This window comes from Streptomyces sp. NPDC002004 (assembly GCF_053593975.1).
Map to the genome: position 1 here is coordinate 36,026 of NZ_JBSFDP010000016.1, position 14,765 is coordinate 50,790.

At 73.4% G+C, this 14,765-nt stretch carries 14 protein-coding genes; 6 read left to right on the top strand and 8 right to left on the bottom strand.

The genetic code is table 11. From position 1 onward, the window contains the following. The first annotated feature begins 131 nt into the window (after positions 1-131). Complete coding sequence (locus ACWCP6_RS23040) at positions 132-1,673, top strand: S8 family serine peptidase (protein WP_450934385.1); 1,542 nt, start codon at positions 132-134, stop codon at positions 1,671-1,673. A gap of 66 nt (positions 1,674-1,739) precedes the next feature. After that, positions 1,740-3,239 (top strand): CoA transferase, encoded by a 1,500-nt coding sequence (locus tag ACWCP6_RS23045; RefSeq protein WP_450934386.1) that lies wholly within the window; start codon positions 1,740-1,742, stop codon positions 3,237-3,239. A 108-nt stretch (positions 3,240-3,347) separates the two neighbouring features. On the opposite strand, the gene ACWCP6_RS23050 is transcribed toward ACWCP6_RS23045, so the two are convergent. The 8 genes from ACWCP6_RS23050 to ACWCP6_RS23085 all read right to left on the bottom strand — a co-directional run bounded on the left by ACWCP6_RS23050 (position 3,348) and on the right by ACWCP6_RS23085 (position 11,336). Then, positions 3,348-4,391 (bottom strand): zinc-dependent alcohol dehydrogenase family protein, encoded by a 1,044-nt coding sequence (locus tag ACWCP6_RS23050; RefSeq protein WP_450934387.1) that lies wholly within the window; start codon positions 4,389-4,391, stop codon positions 3,348-3,350. Between the two features lie 88 nt (positions 4,392-4,479). Beyond that, positions 4,480-5,199 carry a lysoplasmalogenase gene (locus tag ACWCP6_RS23055; RefSeq protein ID WP_450934388.1) on the bottom strand — a complete coding sequence of 240 codons (720 nt, stop codon included), beginning with the start codon at positions 5,197-5,199 and terminating at the stop codon, positions 4,480-4,482. Beyond that, positions 5,196-6,098, bottom strand: a complete 903-nt coding sequence (locus ACWCP6_RS23060; protein WP_450934389.1) for a sterol desaturase family protein — start codon at positions 6,096-6,098, stop codon at positions 5,196-5,198. Before ACWCP6_RS23060 ends, ACWCP6_RS23055 begins: the two co-directional genes overlap by 4 nt. Before the next feature lie 162 nt (positions 6,099-6,260). Beyond that, positions 6,261-6,989 carry a VIT1/CCC1 transporter family protein gene (locus ACWCP6_RS23065; protein ID WP_450934390.1) on the bottom strand — a complete coding sequence of 243 codons (729 nt, stop codon included), beginning with the start codon at positions 6,987-6,989 and terminating at the stop codon, positions 6,261-6,263. 125 nt (positions 6,990-7,114) lie between these two features. Further along, positions 7,115-8,341: an amidohydrolase family protein gene (locus ACWCP6_RS23070; RefSeq protein WP_450934391.1), complete on the bottom strand. Its 1,227-nt coding sequence runs from the start codon at positions 8,339-8,341 to the stop codon at positions 7,115-7,117. Further along, entirely contained in the window at positions 8,338-9,642 is a 1,305-nt protein-coding gene (locus ACWCP6_RS23075) for an amidohydrolase family protein (RefSeq protein WP_450934392.1), read from the bottom strand. Before ACWCP6_RS23075 ends, ACWCP6_RS23070 begins: the two co-directional genes overlap by 4 nt. 9 nt (positions 9,643-9,651) lie before the next feature. Next, positions 9,652-10,539, bottom strand: coding sequence for an SDR family NAD(P)-dependent oxidoreductase (locus tag ACWCP6_RS23080; RefSeq protein WP_450934393.1), 888 nt, complete (start codon positions 10,537-10,539; stop codon positions 9,652-9,654). Further along, positions 10,536-11,336 carry an acetoacetate decarboxylase family protein gene (locus ACWCP6_RS23085; protein ID WP_450934480.1) on the bottom strand — a complete coding sequence of 267 codons (801 nt, stop codon included), beginning with the start codon at positions 11,334-11,336 and terminating at the stop codon, positions 10,536-10,538. The genes ACWCP6_RS23080 and ACWCP6_RS23085 overlap by 4 nt, the downstream gene beginning before the upstream one ends. A gap of 205 nt (positions 11,337-11,541) precedes the next feature. Between ACWCP6_RS23085 and ACWCP6_RS23090 the strand changes: the two genes are divergently transcribed. The 4 genes from ACWCP6_RS23090 to ACWCP6_RS23105 all read left to right on the top strand — a co-directional run bounded on the left by ACWCP6_RS23090 (position 11,542) and on the right by ACWCP6_RS23105 (position 14,666). Then, entirely contained in the window at positions 11,542-12,219 is a 678-nt protein-coding gene (locus ACWCP6_RS23090) for a TetR/AcrR family transcriptional regulator (protein ID WP_450934394.1), read from the top strand. Positions 12,220-12,424: 205 nt separating this feature from the next. After that, complete coding sequence (locus ACWCP6_RS23095; protein WP_450934395.1) at positions 12,425-13,435, top strand: DEDDh family exonuclease; 1,011 nt, start codon at positions 12,425-12,427, stop codon at positions 13,433-13,435. 124 nt (positions 13,436-13,559) lie between these two features. Beyond that, positions 13,560-13,793 (top strand): hypothetical protein, encoded by a 234-nt coding sequence (locus ACWCP6_RS23100; protein WP_143637050.1) that lies wholly within the window; start codon positions 13,560-13,562, stop codon positions 13,791-13,793. A gap of 72 nt (positions 13,794-13,865) precedes the next feature. Next, positions 13,866-14,666 (top strand): SURF1 family cytochrome oxidase biogenesis protein, encoded by an 801-nt coding sequence (locus ACWCP6_RS23105; protein ID WP_450934481.1) that lies wholly within the window; start codon positions 13,866-13,868, stop codon positions 14,664-14,666. The last annotated feature ends 99 nt before the right edge of the window (positions 14,667-14,765 follow it).

A 14,765-nucleotide genomic window follows, 5' to 3' on the forward strand; every position in this document is an offset into this window, starting at 1 on the left:
CCGTTATCGTCCCCCCCCACACGGCCTTTATCAGGCACTGCGCCGGGGCGGCACCCGAACCCCCCCCCCGCGCCGACGCGCGCCCCCGCGCGCGTCGCCGGCACACCGTTCTCGAACGAAACGGAGACCTCATGACGGCGCCTCTCGCGCGCTCCCGCCGTACGCTCGCCCTGCCGGTCGGCCTCGCCGTCGCATCGGCGCTCGCCTTCCTGCCGAACACCACGGCGTCGGCCGCGGACACCCCGCAGGCCCCCGCCGCCCAGGGGCGGTCGGCGGCGGACGCGACCGGGTTGAGCTACGTGGTCAACGTCCGCCCGGGACACGGGGCGTCCCGCTCCGTGAAGAATGCGATCACCGCTGCGGGCGGCACCGTCGTCGTGTCGTACGACCGGATCGGCGTCGTCGTCGTCCACTCGTCGAACCCCGATTTCGCCAAGGTCATACGCACGGCGCACGGCGTCCAGTCCGCCGGCGCCACCCGCACCGCCCCGCTGCCGGCGCAGTCCACCACCGACCTGGGCGCCCCGAAGGTGCTCACCGACGCCCAGGCGAAGGCGGCGGCAGCGACGACCACGGCGGGCCAGGACCCGCTGGAGCCGCTCCAGTGGGATCTGCCCGCGATCAAGGCGGACAAGGCCCATGAGAAGACGCTCGGCAGCCGGAACGTGACCGTGGGTGTCATCGACACCGGTGTCGACGACACCCACCCCGACATCGCACCGAACTTCGACCGCGGGGCGTCGGTGAACTGTGTGTCGGGCAAGCCCGACACCACGGACGGCGCCTGGCGGCCCAGCGCGTCGGAGAGCCCGCACGGCACGCATGTCGCGGGTGAGATCGCCGGCGCGAAGAACGGCGTCGGCATCACCGGTGTCGCGCCGGGCGTGAAGGTCTCCGGCATAAAGGTCGGCAACCCGGACGGCTTCTTCTACACGGAGGCCGTCGTCTGCGGCTTCGTATGGGCCGCCGACCACGGCGTCGACGTGACCAACAACAGCTATTACACCGACCCGTGGTACTTCAACTGCACCGACGACCCGGACCAGAAGGCGCTCGTCCAGGCCGTGTCCCGGGCCGCGCGGTACGCCGAGAAGAAGGGCACGGTCAACGTCGCGGCGGCGGGCAACGAGAACTACGACCTCGCCTCCGACTCGATCACCGACCCGTCGAGCCCCGACGACGGGACACCCTGGGACCGTGTCGTCGACCCGTCCAAGTGCCTGGACATCCCGACCCAATTGCCCGGTGTCGTGACCACCGCGGCGACCGGCGCCAAGGGCATCAAGTCGTCGTTCTCCAACTACGGCCTGGGCACGATCGACATCGCGGCCCCCGGCGGCGACTCGACCGCCTACCAGCGGCCCGCGCCGCCCGCCACCAGTGGTCTGATCCTGGGTCCGCTGCCCGGTGACAAGTGGGGCTACATGGCCGGTACGTCGATGGCCTCCCCGCATGTCGCGGGCGTCGCCGCGCTCATCAAGTCGACGCATCCGCACGCCTCGGCGGCCCAGGTGAAGGCGCTGCTCTACAAGGGCGCCGACGCCACGCCCTGCACCGACCCGTACGACATCGACGGCGACGGCAAGGCCGACGCGGTGTGCGAGAGCGGCAAGCACCGGACCGGCTTCTACGGCGCCGGCATCGCCGACGCGCTGAACGCCGTGACGAAGTAACCACGCGGCAGCGGGGTTGCGGGGGGCACCGGTCCGGCGCCCCCCGCAACCCCGCACACTGCCTGCATGACTCATGATTCCTCGAGGGGCACCCGTTCCGCCTGGGCCGCACTCGGCGGTGACCCCGCCCTGGTCTCCGGCGTCTCGACGGTCGTACGGGACGGTGCCCTTCCGGCACGTCTCCCGGTGCTCGAACTGGCGCGCGCCTGCGTCGGGGTGTGCGCCCTGGCCGCCGCCGAGCTCGCCGCCCGGCGTACGGGGCGGCCGGTGCCGCCGGTGCGCGTCGACGACGGCGCCGTGGCCACCGCATTCATCAGTGAACGGCATCTGCTGGTCGACGGCCGCGCACCGGTCAACTTCGCACCGCTGTCGCGGTTCTGGCGCACGGCCGACGGCTGGGTCCGCACGCACGCGAACTATCCGCACCACCGCGCGCGCCTGGCGGCGGCCCTGGGCCTCGGCGAGGCGGAGGCCGACGTGGACCGGGTGGCGGCGATGCTCGCCGAGCGGCCCTCCCGGGACATCGAGGAGACGGTGTACGCGGCCGGCGGTCTGGCCGTGGCCCTGCGCTCGCCCGAGGAGTGGGCGCGGCACGAGCAGGCCCGGGCGGTCGCCGCCGCACCGCTGGTCGTGCGGAGCTCCCCGGCCGGTGCGGCGCCACGCCGGCTGCCGGCTCCGTCCGGGGGTCCGCTGCTGCCGGCCGCCGGGCTGCGCGTCCTCGACCTCACCCGGGTCATCGCGGGCCCCGTCGCCACCCGCACGCTCGCCCTGCTGGGCGCCGACGTCCTGCGCGTCGACTCTCCGGAGCTGCCCGAACTCGACGACCAGCACGCGGACACCGGTTTCGGGAAGCGGTCGGCCGTGCTCGACCTCGCCACGCGCGCGGGGCGGCGGTCGTTCGAAGAACTGCTGGCGCAGGCCGACGTGGTGGTGAGCGGCTACCGGCCGGGGGCGCTCGACCGCTTCGGGCTCTCCCCCGACGCCCTGGCGGAGCGCCGGCCCGGGATCGTCGTCGGGCAGCTGTCCGCGTGGGGGTTCGACGGGCCGTGGGCCGGGCGGCGCGGCTTCGACAGCCTCGTCCAGGTCGCCACCGGGATCGCCGCGACGGAAGGGTCCGCCGAGGCGCCCGGGGCACTGCCCGCGCAGGCCCTGGACCACGGCACCGGGTATCTGACGGCGGCGGCCGTGCTGCGCGCGGTGACCGACCAGCTGGACGAGGGCGGCACGCGCGTCGTACGGCTGGCGCTCGCGCGGACCGCGCGATGGCTGACGAGCGGCCTGGCCGACGACACGGATGCCGTGCAGCCCGCGAACACCCCACGCCGCGCAACCGCCACGCCGGCCGGGGGCGCGGCGGCCTCCGGGGACGGGGGAGGTGCGGCCGCGAGGGTGCGCGGGGCGGCGTACGCCCCGCAGGACTGCTCCCCCTGGCTCGCGGTGACCGACAGCCCCATCGGGACGCTGCGGCATGCGCTGCCGCCCGTCGCCTTCGACGGCGGTCCGCTCGACTGGACGCGCCCGCCGGGGCGTTGGGGTTCGGACGCGGCCGTCTGGGAGCGCCCCTGAGACCGGCGCCCGGCCATCGGCGGGAAGGCCCGGCCGGAACCCGTCCGGTCGTCCGGCGGTGCCCGGCCGGCCGTCGGCTCCGCTCGCCGGCCGGGCACCCCGGGCCGGTCAGGCCGTGACGAGCACCTTCAGGGCGGTGCGCTCGTCCATCGCCTTGTAGCCGTCCGGCACGCCTTCCAGGTCGACGGTCAGGTCGAAGACCGGCGACGGGTCGATGGCGCCGTCGAGGACGTCCGGCAGCAGCTCGGGGATGTAGGCGCGGACGGGCGCGACACCGCCGCGCAGCGCGATGTTCCGGTCGAACAGGACACCGAGGTCCAGTCCGGTGCCGCTGCCGTGCGGGACGCCGACGAAGCCGATGGCGCCGCCGTCGCGGGCGATGTTCACCGCGGTGCGCATCGACTGCTCGGTGCCGACGGCCTCGACGACGGCGTGGGCGCCCTGGCCCCGGGTGAGCTCGCGGACCGCTTCCACGGCGGCCTCGCCGCGCTCGGCGACCACGTCGGTCGCGCCGAACCGGCGCGCGATGTCGGTACGCACCTGGTGGCGGCCCAGGGCGATGATGCGCTCGGCGCCGAGGCGCTTCGCGGCGAGCACGGCGCACAGGCCCACCGCGCCGTCCCCGACGACGGCGACCGTCGTACCCGGCCGGGCACCGGCACCGAGGGCCGCGTGGTGGCCGGTGCCCATGACGTCCGAGAGGGTCAGCAGCGCGGACAGCAGACGGTCGTCGGAGACCGCGTCGGCCGGCAGCTGGACGAGGGTGCCGTCGGCGTAGGGCACGCGGACGGCCTCGCCCTGACCGCCGTCGTAGCCGACGGAACCCCAGAAGCCACCGTGCTCGCAGGACGTGGTCAGCCCTTCGCGGCAGTAGTCGCACACGCCGTCCGACCACATGAAGGGCGCGACGACCAGGTCGCCGCGCCGCACACGGGTGACCTCCGCGCCGGTCTCCTCGACGATGCCCAGGAACTCGTGTCCGATGCGCTGTCCTGGCTGCCGCTCGGCCTCGCCGCGGTAGGCCCACAGGTCGCTGCCGCAGATGCAGGCGCGCAGCACCCGCACGACCGCGTCGGTGGGCAACTGCACCACGGGTTCGGGCACGTCCTCCACGCGCATGTCGAAGGGGGCGTGGATGGTGGTCGCGCGCATGGTGGGGCGGTCCTTCACTCGGCTGGTCAGGGGCGGAGCCCGGTCGGGGCCCGACGGGCGCGGCGCGGCGGGTGGCCGGTCGCGCCCGTCAACCGTACGCCCGCTCCGTCCGGCCCCGCGCGCCGAGGGTCCCGAGCGCGCCCCGGGCGAGCAGGTACTGGGCCGCCAGATAGGTAAGCATGATCCAGAAGTCGGGTCGCGGCAGCTGGGGCCAGTGGGCGACGCCGGTCGCGATGAGCGAGTCCGAGAGCAGGAACAGCGCGCCGCCCGCGCCCGCGACGAGACCGAGCCGGGTGGACCCGTACGCCATCGCCGTGAGCAGCAGGCTGTACCCGGCGACGGGTATGCGCAGGCCGGCGGGCAGATCGGGCCAGAGCAGCGCGACGCTTCCGACGAGCGCGGCTCCGTAGGGCAGCACGAGTGCCTGCGCCCGGGTGAGGCCCGCGCCCGGGCTCCTGAGGAGCGGTCCGGTGACCGGCTCGCGGCTCTTGAACAGGACGAGGTAGCAGACGTGCCCGACGGCGAACGAGCCCATGCCCGCGAGGAACGCCGGGTCGGCGTGGGAAAGCAGCAGCACGTCGCCGCCCCAGCCGAACAGCAGCGCCGCGATCAGCAGGCGCGGCCCGCCGCGCACCGCGACGTACCCGGCGAGCAGGGGCATGAGCAGCGGCTTGGCCACGGTGTGCCCGGTGCCGGAGCCGACGAGCAGCGCGACGAGGTCGGCGGCGGAGACGACGGCGAAGGCGCACAGGAGCACCTGTGCGAGCGGCACCGCGCGGGTGCGGTCCGCGGTGGAGGGCCCGGTCATGCCGCGCTCCCCGCAGCCGGCGCGGCCTGGGCCTCGGCCGCCGTGTGCGGCGCCGGGCCTTCCGCCGGTGGCTCGGGCTGCCATCCCGGGCCCTTCAGGACGCGCCCGGCCCGCTCGCGCCAACTCGAGGCGCTCCTGACGTCCTTGGCGATGGCGGCGTACTCGTGCGTGGCGACACGCAGCGGGTTGTGGGTCGCGATGTTCTTGGTGAGTCCGTACACGGGGCGCTCCGTCTCCGGCACGAAGGAGCCGAAGAGACGGTCCCAGACGATGAGGATGCCGCCGAAGTTGCGGTCCAGGTAGCCGCCCTGGGAGGCGTGGTGGACACGGTGGTGCGACGGGGTGTTGAAGACGGACTCGACGGGGCGGGGCAGCTTGTCGACGCGTTCGGTGTGGATCCAGAACTGGTAGACGAGGCTCACCGACGAGCAGAACGCGACCGCCGCGGGGTGCACTCCCAGGGCGATCATGGGCAGGTAGAACGGCCAGGACGTCAGCGAGGTCCAGGGCTGCCGCAGTGCCGTGCTGAGGTTGAACCTGCGGCTGGAGTGGTGCACCACGTGGCACGCCCACAGGATGCGGATGACGTGGTGCCCGCGGTGCTGCCAGTAGTAGAAGAAGTCCTGCGCGAGCAGGATCAGCGGGACCGTCCACCACAGGAGGGGCACCCGCAGCGGGGTCAGCGCGTAGACCGCCGAGTAGATCATGACGACCGGGATCTTCCACAGGGCGTCGAAGACCAGGCTGCCCAGGCCCATGGAGATGCTGGTCGCCGTGTCCTTGACCTCGTAGCCCTCGGCGTCGTCGTCGGGATGCAGGCGGTAGCTCACGATCTCCAGGACGGTGAGCAGCACGAAGGCAGGTATGGACCACAGCACGACATCGGGCAGGTTCGGCATGCGTGCACCGTAGAGGTGGCCGGCCCGGCTCGACTAGATGGTGTTACCGACAAGTATTACCAGCGGTATGGGGGCGGTTCTTGGCCATCTCCGCCAACGCGGCGGGTACGGCGCCCGCGCCGTACGCCGCTCCCCCGCTCACGTCCCCGGCGGCGCCCCGGGTCACACCCCCGCCACCCCCAGGAGTGTCCCCGCCGCATAGGTGACGCCCATCGCCACCGCGCCGCCGCTCATGTTGCGCAGTATCGCGGGCCGGAGCGCCGCGGCGCCGAGGCGGGCGCTCGACCAGCCCGTGAGGGCGAGGGCGGCGAGGACCGAGACGACGGTGACCGGAACGCGCCAGGGTGCGGGAGGCAGCACGATCGCCAGGAGGGGAAGCAGGGCGCCGGCCGTGAACGACAGGAAGCTCGCCCAGGCGGCGTGCCAGGGGTTGGTCAGCGCGTCGGGGTCGATGCCGAGTTCCACCCTGGCGTGGGCGCGCAGCGCGTCCCGCTCCGTGAGCTGTTCGGCGGCCTCGCGCGCCACGGCACGTGTGAGGCCGCGCTCCTCCAGCAGCTCGGTGAGCTCCTCCAGTTCGGCCTCCGGCTGTTCGCGCAGCTCCCGCTTCTCCATGGCGATCGCGGCCTTCTCGGAGTCGCGTTGCGTCGACACGGAGACGTATTCGCCGGCCGCCATCGACAGGGAGCCGGCGAGCAGCCCGGCGAGCCCCGCCGTGAGCAGCGCGCCGCGGTCCTGGGTGGCCCCCGCGACACCCACCACGAGGCCCGCGGTCGAGACGACGCCGTCGTTCGCGCCGAGGACGGCGGCGCGCAGCCAGTTGAGCCGTTCGCCGAGCGCGCCGTGGTGGGCCTCGCCGTGCTCCGGAACGTTCGAAGATGCCGGTTCGCTCACCCCGGGAGGATCCCATCCGTGCCGTACGCCTCCGCAAGGGCGCGCCGCGCCGTCGGGGACACCGGCGACGGCCGGGTCGCCGTGCCCCGGCCGTCGCCCGGGGCGGCCCGCGCGCGGCGGTGCCCTCACCACACGCGCACGGACCCGCCCCGCGCGAAGACCGGACTCGTGGCGTCTGCCGGGGGCTCCCCCAGCGGCCGCGTCAGTTCCTCGACGGTGGGGCCCACCTTGGCCGCGATCCCGTCCAGATAGGAGAGGTCGAAGCCGTACACGCGCGCGGCGTTGCCGCCGGCCATCGCGGCGATCTCGTCACGGGGCAGGCCCGCGTAGGCGATACGCAGACCTTCGCGGCTGTACGGGTAGGTGCCCTCGTCGTGCGGGTAGTCGCTGCCCCACATGATCTTGTCGAGGCCGATGCGGTCGCGCAGTGGCACCTCGTGCGGGCGCATGAAGCTGGCGCCGACGAAGCAGTGGTCCCGCCACGCCTCGGAGGGCCCCTTGCCCATCCCCGCGGCGAGTCCCGCGCCGAACTTGGACTCCGCGGTGGACGCCTTCGTGGCCGCCGCCACCATCCGCCCGTGGTAGTAGTCCAGCATCGCGAGGACTCCGGGGATCCATCCCGAGCCCTGCTCGGTGAGGACCAGCTTCAGCCCGGGATGCCGGCGGAAGGCGCCGCCGAAGATCAGATGCCACAGCGCCCGGTGCGAGAACCAGGTCGTCTCCACCATGAACACGGCCCGCGCGGCCGGTTCGTCGCCGAGCGGCGGCGAGGCCGAGCCCGCGTGATGGTTCACCGGGAGCCCGAGCTCGGCGCAGGCCGCCCAGATCGGGTCGTACACCGCCGAGTACAGCTCGGGCAGGCCCGAACCCGGGGGCGTACCGGGCAGCAGGATGCCGCCCTTGAGGCCCGCACCGGCCGCCCAGTGGATCTCCTGGACGGCCTGGTCGACGTCGTTGAGGAGGATCTGCGCGACCCCCGCCCTGCGCCCCGGCGCGGCGGCGCAGAAGTCGGCGAGCCAGCGGTTGTGGGCGCGCAGTCCGGCCCAGCGCCGCTCGAAATCCTCACGCGTCGGCGCGGGGGCCATCAGCGATGCGGACGGGAAGAACGGCGGGATGGTGTTGGGGAAGACGACCTCGGCGACGATGCCGTCCCGTTCCAGTTCGGCCAGGCGGCGCTCGGAGTTCCAGTTCCTGTCGGCGGTGTCGGCGAGCAGGTCCTCGTAGGGGTTGACGTAGTCGGCCGCCCAGGCGTCGAAGGCGTCGTGGTGCCGGGATTCCAGGTAGGGCTTGTAGTCGAGGAGGTCGGCGCCGGCATGGCAGTCGGCCGAGACGACCGTGTAACGATCACTCACGGGGTCACCCCCAGGACGGGGAACTCGTGGTCGGTCAGCCAGTGGCGGCCCACCTCGCGCGAGCGCGCCCAGGACGCCTCGACGGCCGCCTGGTCGTCCGGCTGGCCGAGCTCGTCGGGGGTCGGTCCGATGCGCCGGGCCAGCGGGGCGAGCCGGTCGGTGTCGAAGCCGAAGACCTGTGCGGCGGCCAGGCCGAGCATCCGGCGGGTCTCGGCGACGGGGATGTCGTGGAAGGTCTTCCTCAGCCAGGCGCGGGTGTCGGGCCAGGTGCCCTCGGGGTGCGGGAAGTCGCTGCCCCAGAGGATGTTGTCGACGCCGATCTCGTAGCGCTGGGCGAGCTCGCGCCGCTTGGTGTTGGTGGCGCAGACGAACACCTGGCGGTCCAGGTACTCGTGCGGGGGCCGCTTCAGCTCGGCGAACGGCGAGAGCTTCTTGCCGCCGTGGGCACCGAGGTAGAGCCGGTCCATGAACCACAGCAGGTTGGGCAGCCACCAGCAGCCGGACTCGGCGACCCCGAACCGCAGCCCGGGGTGGCGTTCGAACGCGCCGGACCACAGCAGGAACCACAGGGGGCGCGCGGGCCACCAGGTCACCTCGGAGACGTAGATGCCGAGATGGTCGCCGTACTCATGGCGCGGAGCCGCTCCGGAGTGGGTCAGCACGGGCATGGCGCACTCCGCCGCTGCGGCCCACACCGGGTCGTAGCGACGGTCGTGGTAGGGCTCCCTGTCGACCCACATGGAGGGGATCATCAGGGCCCCGAGGCCGGACTCCTTCGCGCGGTGGATCTCGGCGACGACCCGGTCGGTCTCGCCGGTCACGGGCAGCAGGGCGACGCCGCAGTGGCGTTCGGGGTGCTCGGACACGAAGTCGGCGAGCCAGCGGTTGTGCGCCTGGGCGCCCGCCATGCCGAGCTCGGAGTCCTGGTCCCCGGAGAGGCCGAGACCCACTCCGAAGGGCGCAGCGGTGCGGCTGTCGACGGCGTCGGCGTCCGGGAAGACGACCTCCGCCGCGACCCCGTCGCCGTCGAGCTCCTTGAGGCGCTGCGCGGGGTCCCAGCCGCCGCGCAGCCCCTCCTCGTGGTCCTGGAACCACTTCTCGGCGAACGCGTCGTTGCGGATGCCGAGCCGTGTCGCCTCCTCGCGGCGGGCGTCGCGCTGCCCGAGGAAGTCGTCGAAAGCGCGGTGGAACCTGCGGTCCAGATAGGGCCGGTACTCCTCGGTGGGCAGTCCGGCATGGCAGTCGGAGGAGATGATCAGGTAAGGCTCCCGACGGGCCTTCCCCTGTGCCTGGTCGGTCATCGATGCCTCTCAGTCGTCGAGTACGAAGCGCTCCAGGTACGTCGGATCGGCGCGGTCGAGCATGGACTGCGACCGTGCCCGGATCTGCCGGTCGCTGTGCTCGGAGGCGGGCAGCAGCCAGAAGCGGTCCGCCGCAATGCCCTCGGCGACCAGGTCGGCGACCTCCTCGACGGGCGTGAACGTCACCTCCTGCCCTGCCTCCCGCATCGCGGCCTCCCACTGGTCGAGGCTGCGGTAGGGGGTCCTGCGGGGACGTGACTTGGCGTACTTCCGGGGCCGGTTGCGGTGCGACTCCCACAGGCCCGTGCGCAGCATGTGGGGGCCGGGGAAGAGGACGGAGGCGCCGACCCGCGCGTGTTCCGCCTTCAGATGTGCGTACAGGGACTCGGTCATCGTCACGACGGCGGCCTTGGTGACCGCGTAGACGGAGGCCGTCGGCAGCGGGGCGATCCCGCCGTCGCCCGACGAGGTGTTGACGACGTGGCCCTCCTCGCCGGAGGCGAGCATGCGCGGTACGAAGGCCTGGATGCCGTGGAAGACGCCCCACACGTTGACCGCGAAGGCCCACGTCCAGTCGTTCGGGTCGTGCTCCCACATGCGGCCCTCGGCGCCTGAGCCGACACCCGCGTTGTTGCACAGCACATGGACGGCGCCGAAGGTGTCGTAGGCGGCGTCGGCCAGGGCGAGGACCTGGTCGCGCTCGCCGACGTCGACCACGCGCGCATGCACCTGCGCCCCGCCGGCGCGCAGGTCCGCGGCGGCCTTCTCCAGGGCGCTCTCCTCCACGTCGGCGAGGACGACCCTGAGGCCGTCCGCCGCGAACCTGCGCGCCATGGCGAGCCCGATTCCGCTCGCGGCGCCGGTGACGACGGCGACCTGCCCCGGGCGCAGCCTCATCGGGCGCTCCCTTCCGGGGGACCGTCGAGGATCTGCTGCGGGTCGTCGTACCTCTGGTGGATGTACGGCAGCAGGGCCTCGGCGCTGACGCGATCGACGACCGTGCCCCGCTGGTCGGTGGTCTTCTCGCCGATGGTGATCTCCACGAGGGTGCGCACCGGAAGGTCGGCCACCGGGTCGTACATGGACTCGCGCAGGACGACGTCACCGGTGATCCGCTCCAGCCTGCGCACCTTCTCGTTGCGCAGGCAGTGCACGAGGACCGGGTCGGCGTCGAAGCCCGAACCGTCCACGGCAGGCAGGAACTTGAAGTAGAAGTCGGTCTTCCGCGCCGGCTCCGGGAGAGGCAGGTCGCCGGCGACCGCGCCGCGCACCTCGACGAAGGCGATGCCGTGCCGGGCGAGGGCGGCCCGGACGACGAGCCCGTCCCGTTCGACGGTCACCTCGCCGAGCTTCTTCGGCTCGCCGAAGACCTCGCGGCCGCCGATGAGGGCGCGCTCGTGGGTCATCGGCATGACGAGCGGATACCAGCCCTCGACGCCGTCGTGCCGCGCGGCGACCGCGACGGAGCCGGCGCCCAGGGGGTAGCCGGGCAGGTCGACCTTGCTGATGTTCACCCGCACCAGGGGGCGCTCGCCGGGTTTGAGGGGCGGCGGGAGGACGGCGCTCACCGCGTCCGGTTCGGTCTCCCACACGGCGACGACGCCGGTGGACCAGATGTCGGGGAGTGCGGAGCCCGCGGCGCGCGCGGCGGCGATCTCCGCCTCGGTGCGCGCTCCGTAGCGTACGCGTGCCATGTCGTACCACCCTTCGTCGGTCATGCTCCGGGGGTCTGTCATGCGGCGCCTGTAACACAGTTACACCGACGGCGATGAAGGGTAAATAGCCGTGCGCCAACGGGAGTCGGCGTGGTGTGCGGCCCGCGTCCGGGTGCCGCACGCGTCACGTCCGGGCGACCGCAGGGTGGTGCCGGGTGTGCCGGGACACGGAGTTGGGGGCAGCATGGTGAGGGCGTCGCTCACGCGCGAGGAGGTGCTGCGGGCCGCCGCGGGGCTCGTCAAGCGGCACGGCCCGCAGGCGCTGACGATGCGGGGGCTCGCCGCCGAGCTGGGCACCGCCGTCACCTCGATCTACTGGCACGTCGGCAATCGCGAGTCCCTTCTGGACGCCCTCGTCGAACGCACCGTCGCCGACCTCGGCGAGATCCGTCCCACGGGCCGGACGCCGGGGCAGCGCATCGTCTCCGTCGCGCGCGCCCTGCGCAGCCGGCTGCGCGACCATCCGCACCTCGTCGCGATGGTCCACGAACGGGGCCTGACCGAGCAGATGTTCCTGCCCGCACAGGAGGCCCTGGTGCACGAGGTGCACGCGGCGGGCCTGCGCGGTGCCCGGGCCGCCGACGTGGTCCGCGCGGTGCAGTTCCAGGTGGTCGGGCACGTCCTGGTGGAGCGCAACCGCGAGCGCGCACCGGTGCAGCGGCCCGGCGAGGAGGAGCTGTGGGGTTCCCGTGCCACCGAGCAGGACCCGGCCCTGGCCCGCGCGCTGGCCCGCCCGGCCGATCCGGAGCGGCTGTTCACGCTCTCGCTGCGGGCCCTGGTCGCCTCGCTACTGCCCGACACCGAAAGGATCAAGAGGGACAAATCGGAATCCCCGTCGGGTGGACCGCCCTTGAGGCCGTGACAGGACGGCGGCGCCGCACCCGCCACGGCGCGGTCCGCCCGGAGCGGGGCCGGTGACCGCGACGCGGCGGCCGCGCCCCGCGCACAACACGGCGCGCGGCCGCGCCCGTTCGAGCCCGCCACGGCCCACCCGCCGGCCGCGCACGCCCCTGGCGGCCGGACGCCGGGGACGGCGCTGTCGGTCACGCCCCTTATCCTCAATGACCATGCTCGAAGACCACACGACGACCGCAGCGTCCGCCGCACCCTGGCCGGCCTCGTACCCGAAGGGGTACGCGGTCGTCGACGTGGAGACCACCGGGCTCGCCCGGGACGACCGGATAGTCTCCGCCGCCGTCTACCGGCTGGACGCCCGGGGCGAGGTCGAGGACCACTGGTACACCCTCGTCAACCCGGAGCGGGATCCGGGGCCCGTCTGGATCCACGGCCTGACGAGCGACGTACTGGAGGGGGCGCCCCTCTTCGGGGACATCGCCGAGGAGTTCGCCGGCCGGCTCGACGGCCGGGTGCTCGTCGCGCACAACGCCGTCTTCGACTGGTCGATGATCGCCCGAGAGTACGCGCGCGCGAAGCGCACCGCCCCCGTGCGGCAGCGGCTGTGCACCATCGCGCTCTCCAAGGAGCTCGGGCTGCCGCTGCCCAACCACAAGCTGGAGTCGCTCGCCGCGCACTTCGGGGTCGTCCAGCAGCGCGCGCACCATGCGCTGGACGATGCGCGTGTGCTCGCCGAGGCGTTCCGGCCGAGCCTTCGGGCCGCGGCGCACGGCGGGGTCCGGCTGCCGCTGCTGGAGTGCCGCCCGCTCACCGAATGGGTCGACGGTGCGGCGGCCGGAGGCGCGAGCGCGCCGTTCGCGCAGAGCGGGAGGATCGGGCACCAGTCGGCATACCGGGCCACGAGCTGGCGGGCCACGAAGAAGCGGCCTCCGTGCCCCTACCCCAACCCGGGCCGGTACGAACCGGGCGAACCGCTCAAGCAGGGCATGCGGGTGGCGTTCTCGGGGGACACCTCGGTCGAGCGTGAGCTCCTGGAGGACCGGGCGGTCGAGGCCGGGCTGCACATCGCGACCAGCCTGTCGCGGCTGACCAGCCTGCTCGTGACGAACGACCCGGAGTCCGGCACCTCCAAGGTGGTCAAGGCGAAGCAGTTCGGCACTCCGGTCGTGGACGAGGCCGCGTTCGGGCAGCTGCTGCGGGACGTGGCCCCGGCCGACCGGTAGCCGCGGCGAGCCCGCGGGAGGGCCGGGCGGAGCGGTGCGCGGCGGACGTCAGACGGGTGATTGTCGGGCCGGGTTCCGCCAGCCCGCTCGCATTGACGGCGCCCCGGGTCCCACCCTGTGGCGCATGGCACGTTGCGAGGTCTGCGGAAACGACTACGGCATGACGTTCGAGGTGCACGCGCAGGGCGCGGTGCACGTCTTCGACTGTTTCTCCTGCGCCATCCACCGCATGGCGCCGATCTGCGAGCACTGCCGCGTCCAGATCATCGGCCAGGGCGTCGAGGTCGAGGGCCACTGGTACTGCGGCGCCCATTGCGCCCGCGCGGAGGGGAGGGTGGGCATCATCGACAAGGTGTGATCCGGCAGGGATCCGCACGCTCATCCCCCACCCCCCGGCGATCGCCCCATGGCCGAGTTGTACGGTCATGGGGTGTACCGCTTCCTGTTGTCCCGGCAGTGGGTGATCCTCACCCTCATCACCTTGCTGCTCATCCCCGTGATGATCAGGCTGGGCTTCTGGCAGCTGCACCGGCACGAACACCGGGTCGCGCAGAACACGCTGATCTCCGACGCGCTCGCGACCAAGCCCGTGCCCGTCGAGACGATGACGTCGCCGGGACACCCGGTCCCCCGCTCCGAGCTGTACCGGCGGGTCACCGCGACCGGTACCTACGACACGGACCACGAGGTGGTCGTCCGGCGCCGCACCGACGCGGACGGCAAGGTCGGCTACCACGTCCTCACCCCGTTCGTGCTGACCGACGGCAAGGTGCTGCTGGTCAACCGCGGCTGGATCCCGGCGGACGGCCCCCAGACGGCCTTCCCGAGGATTCCGGCGCCCGCCCGGGGCCAGGTCACCGTCACCGGCCGGCTGATGCCCGACGAGACCACCGCGGAGAGCGGGATCAAGCAGGTCCAGGGGCTGCCGAAGCGCCAGGTGATGCTGATCGACGGCAGCGCCGCGCGGTCCCTCGGCAAGCCGGTGCTCGGCGGCTACATCGAGCAGACCGCGCCGGCGCCCAGGGGCGGCAGCCCCGAGCTGATCCCGGACCCCGAGCACAGCGACATCGGTCCGCACATGGCGTACGCGGTCCAGTGGTGGCTCTTCTCCGCGGGCGTGCCCGTGGGGTGGGTGATCCTCGTCCGGCGCGAGCGTCGTGACCGCGCGGCCGCCGCCGCGTCGACGGAGACGGAGCAGGAGCAGGAGACGGCCGCCCCGGCAGCGGTGTGACCACTGCCCGGGCGGCACGGCCCGGCGCCGCGCACGCGCGCTCCCGTCCTCCCGGTCGCCACCCCTCTCGCGGAACCCTTCCCCGCTCGCGTCCCCCTC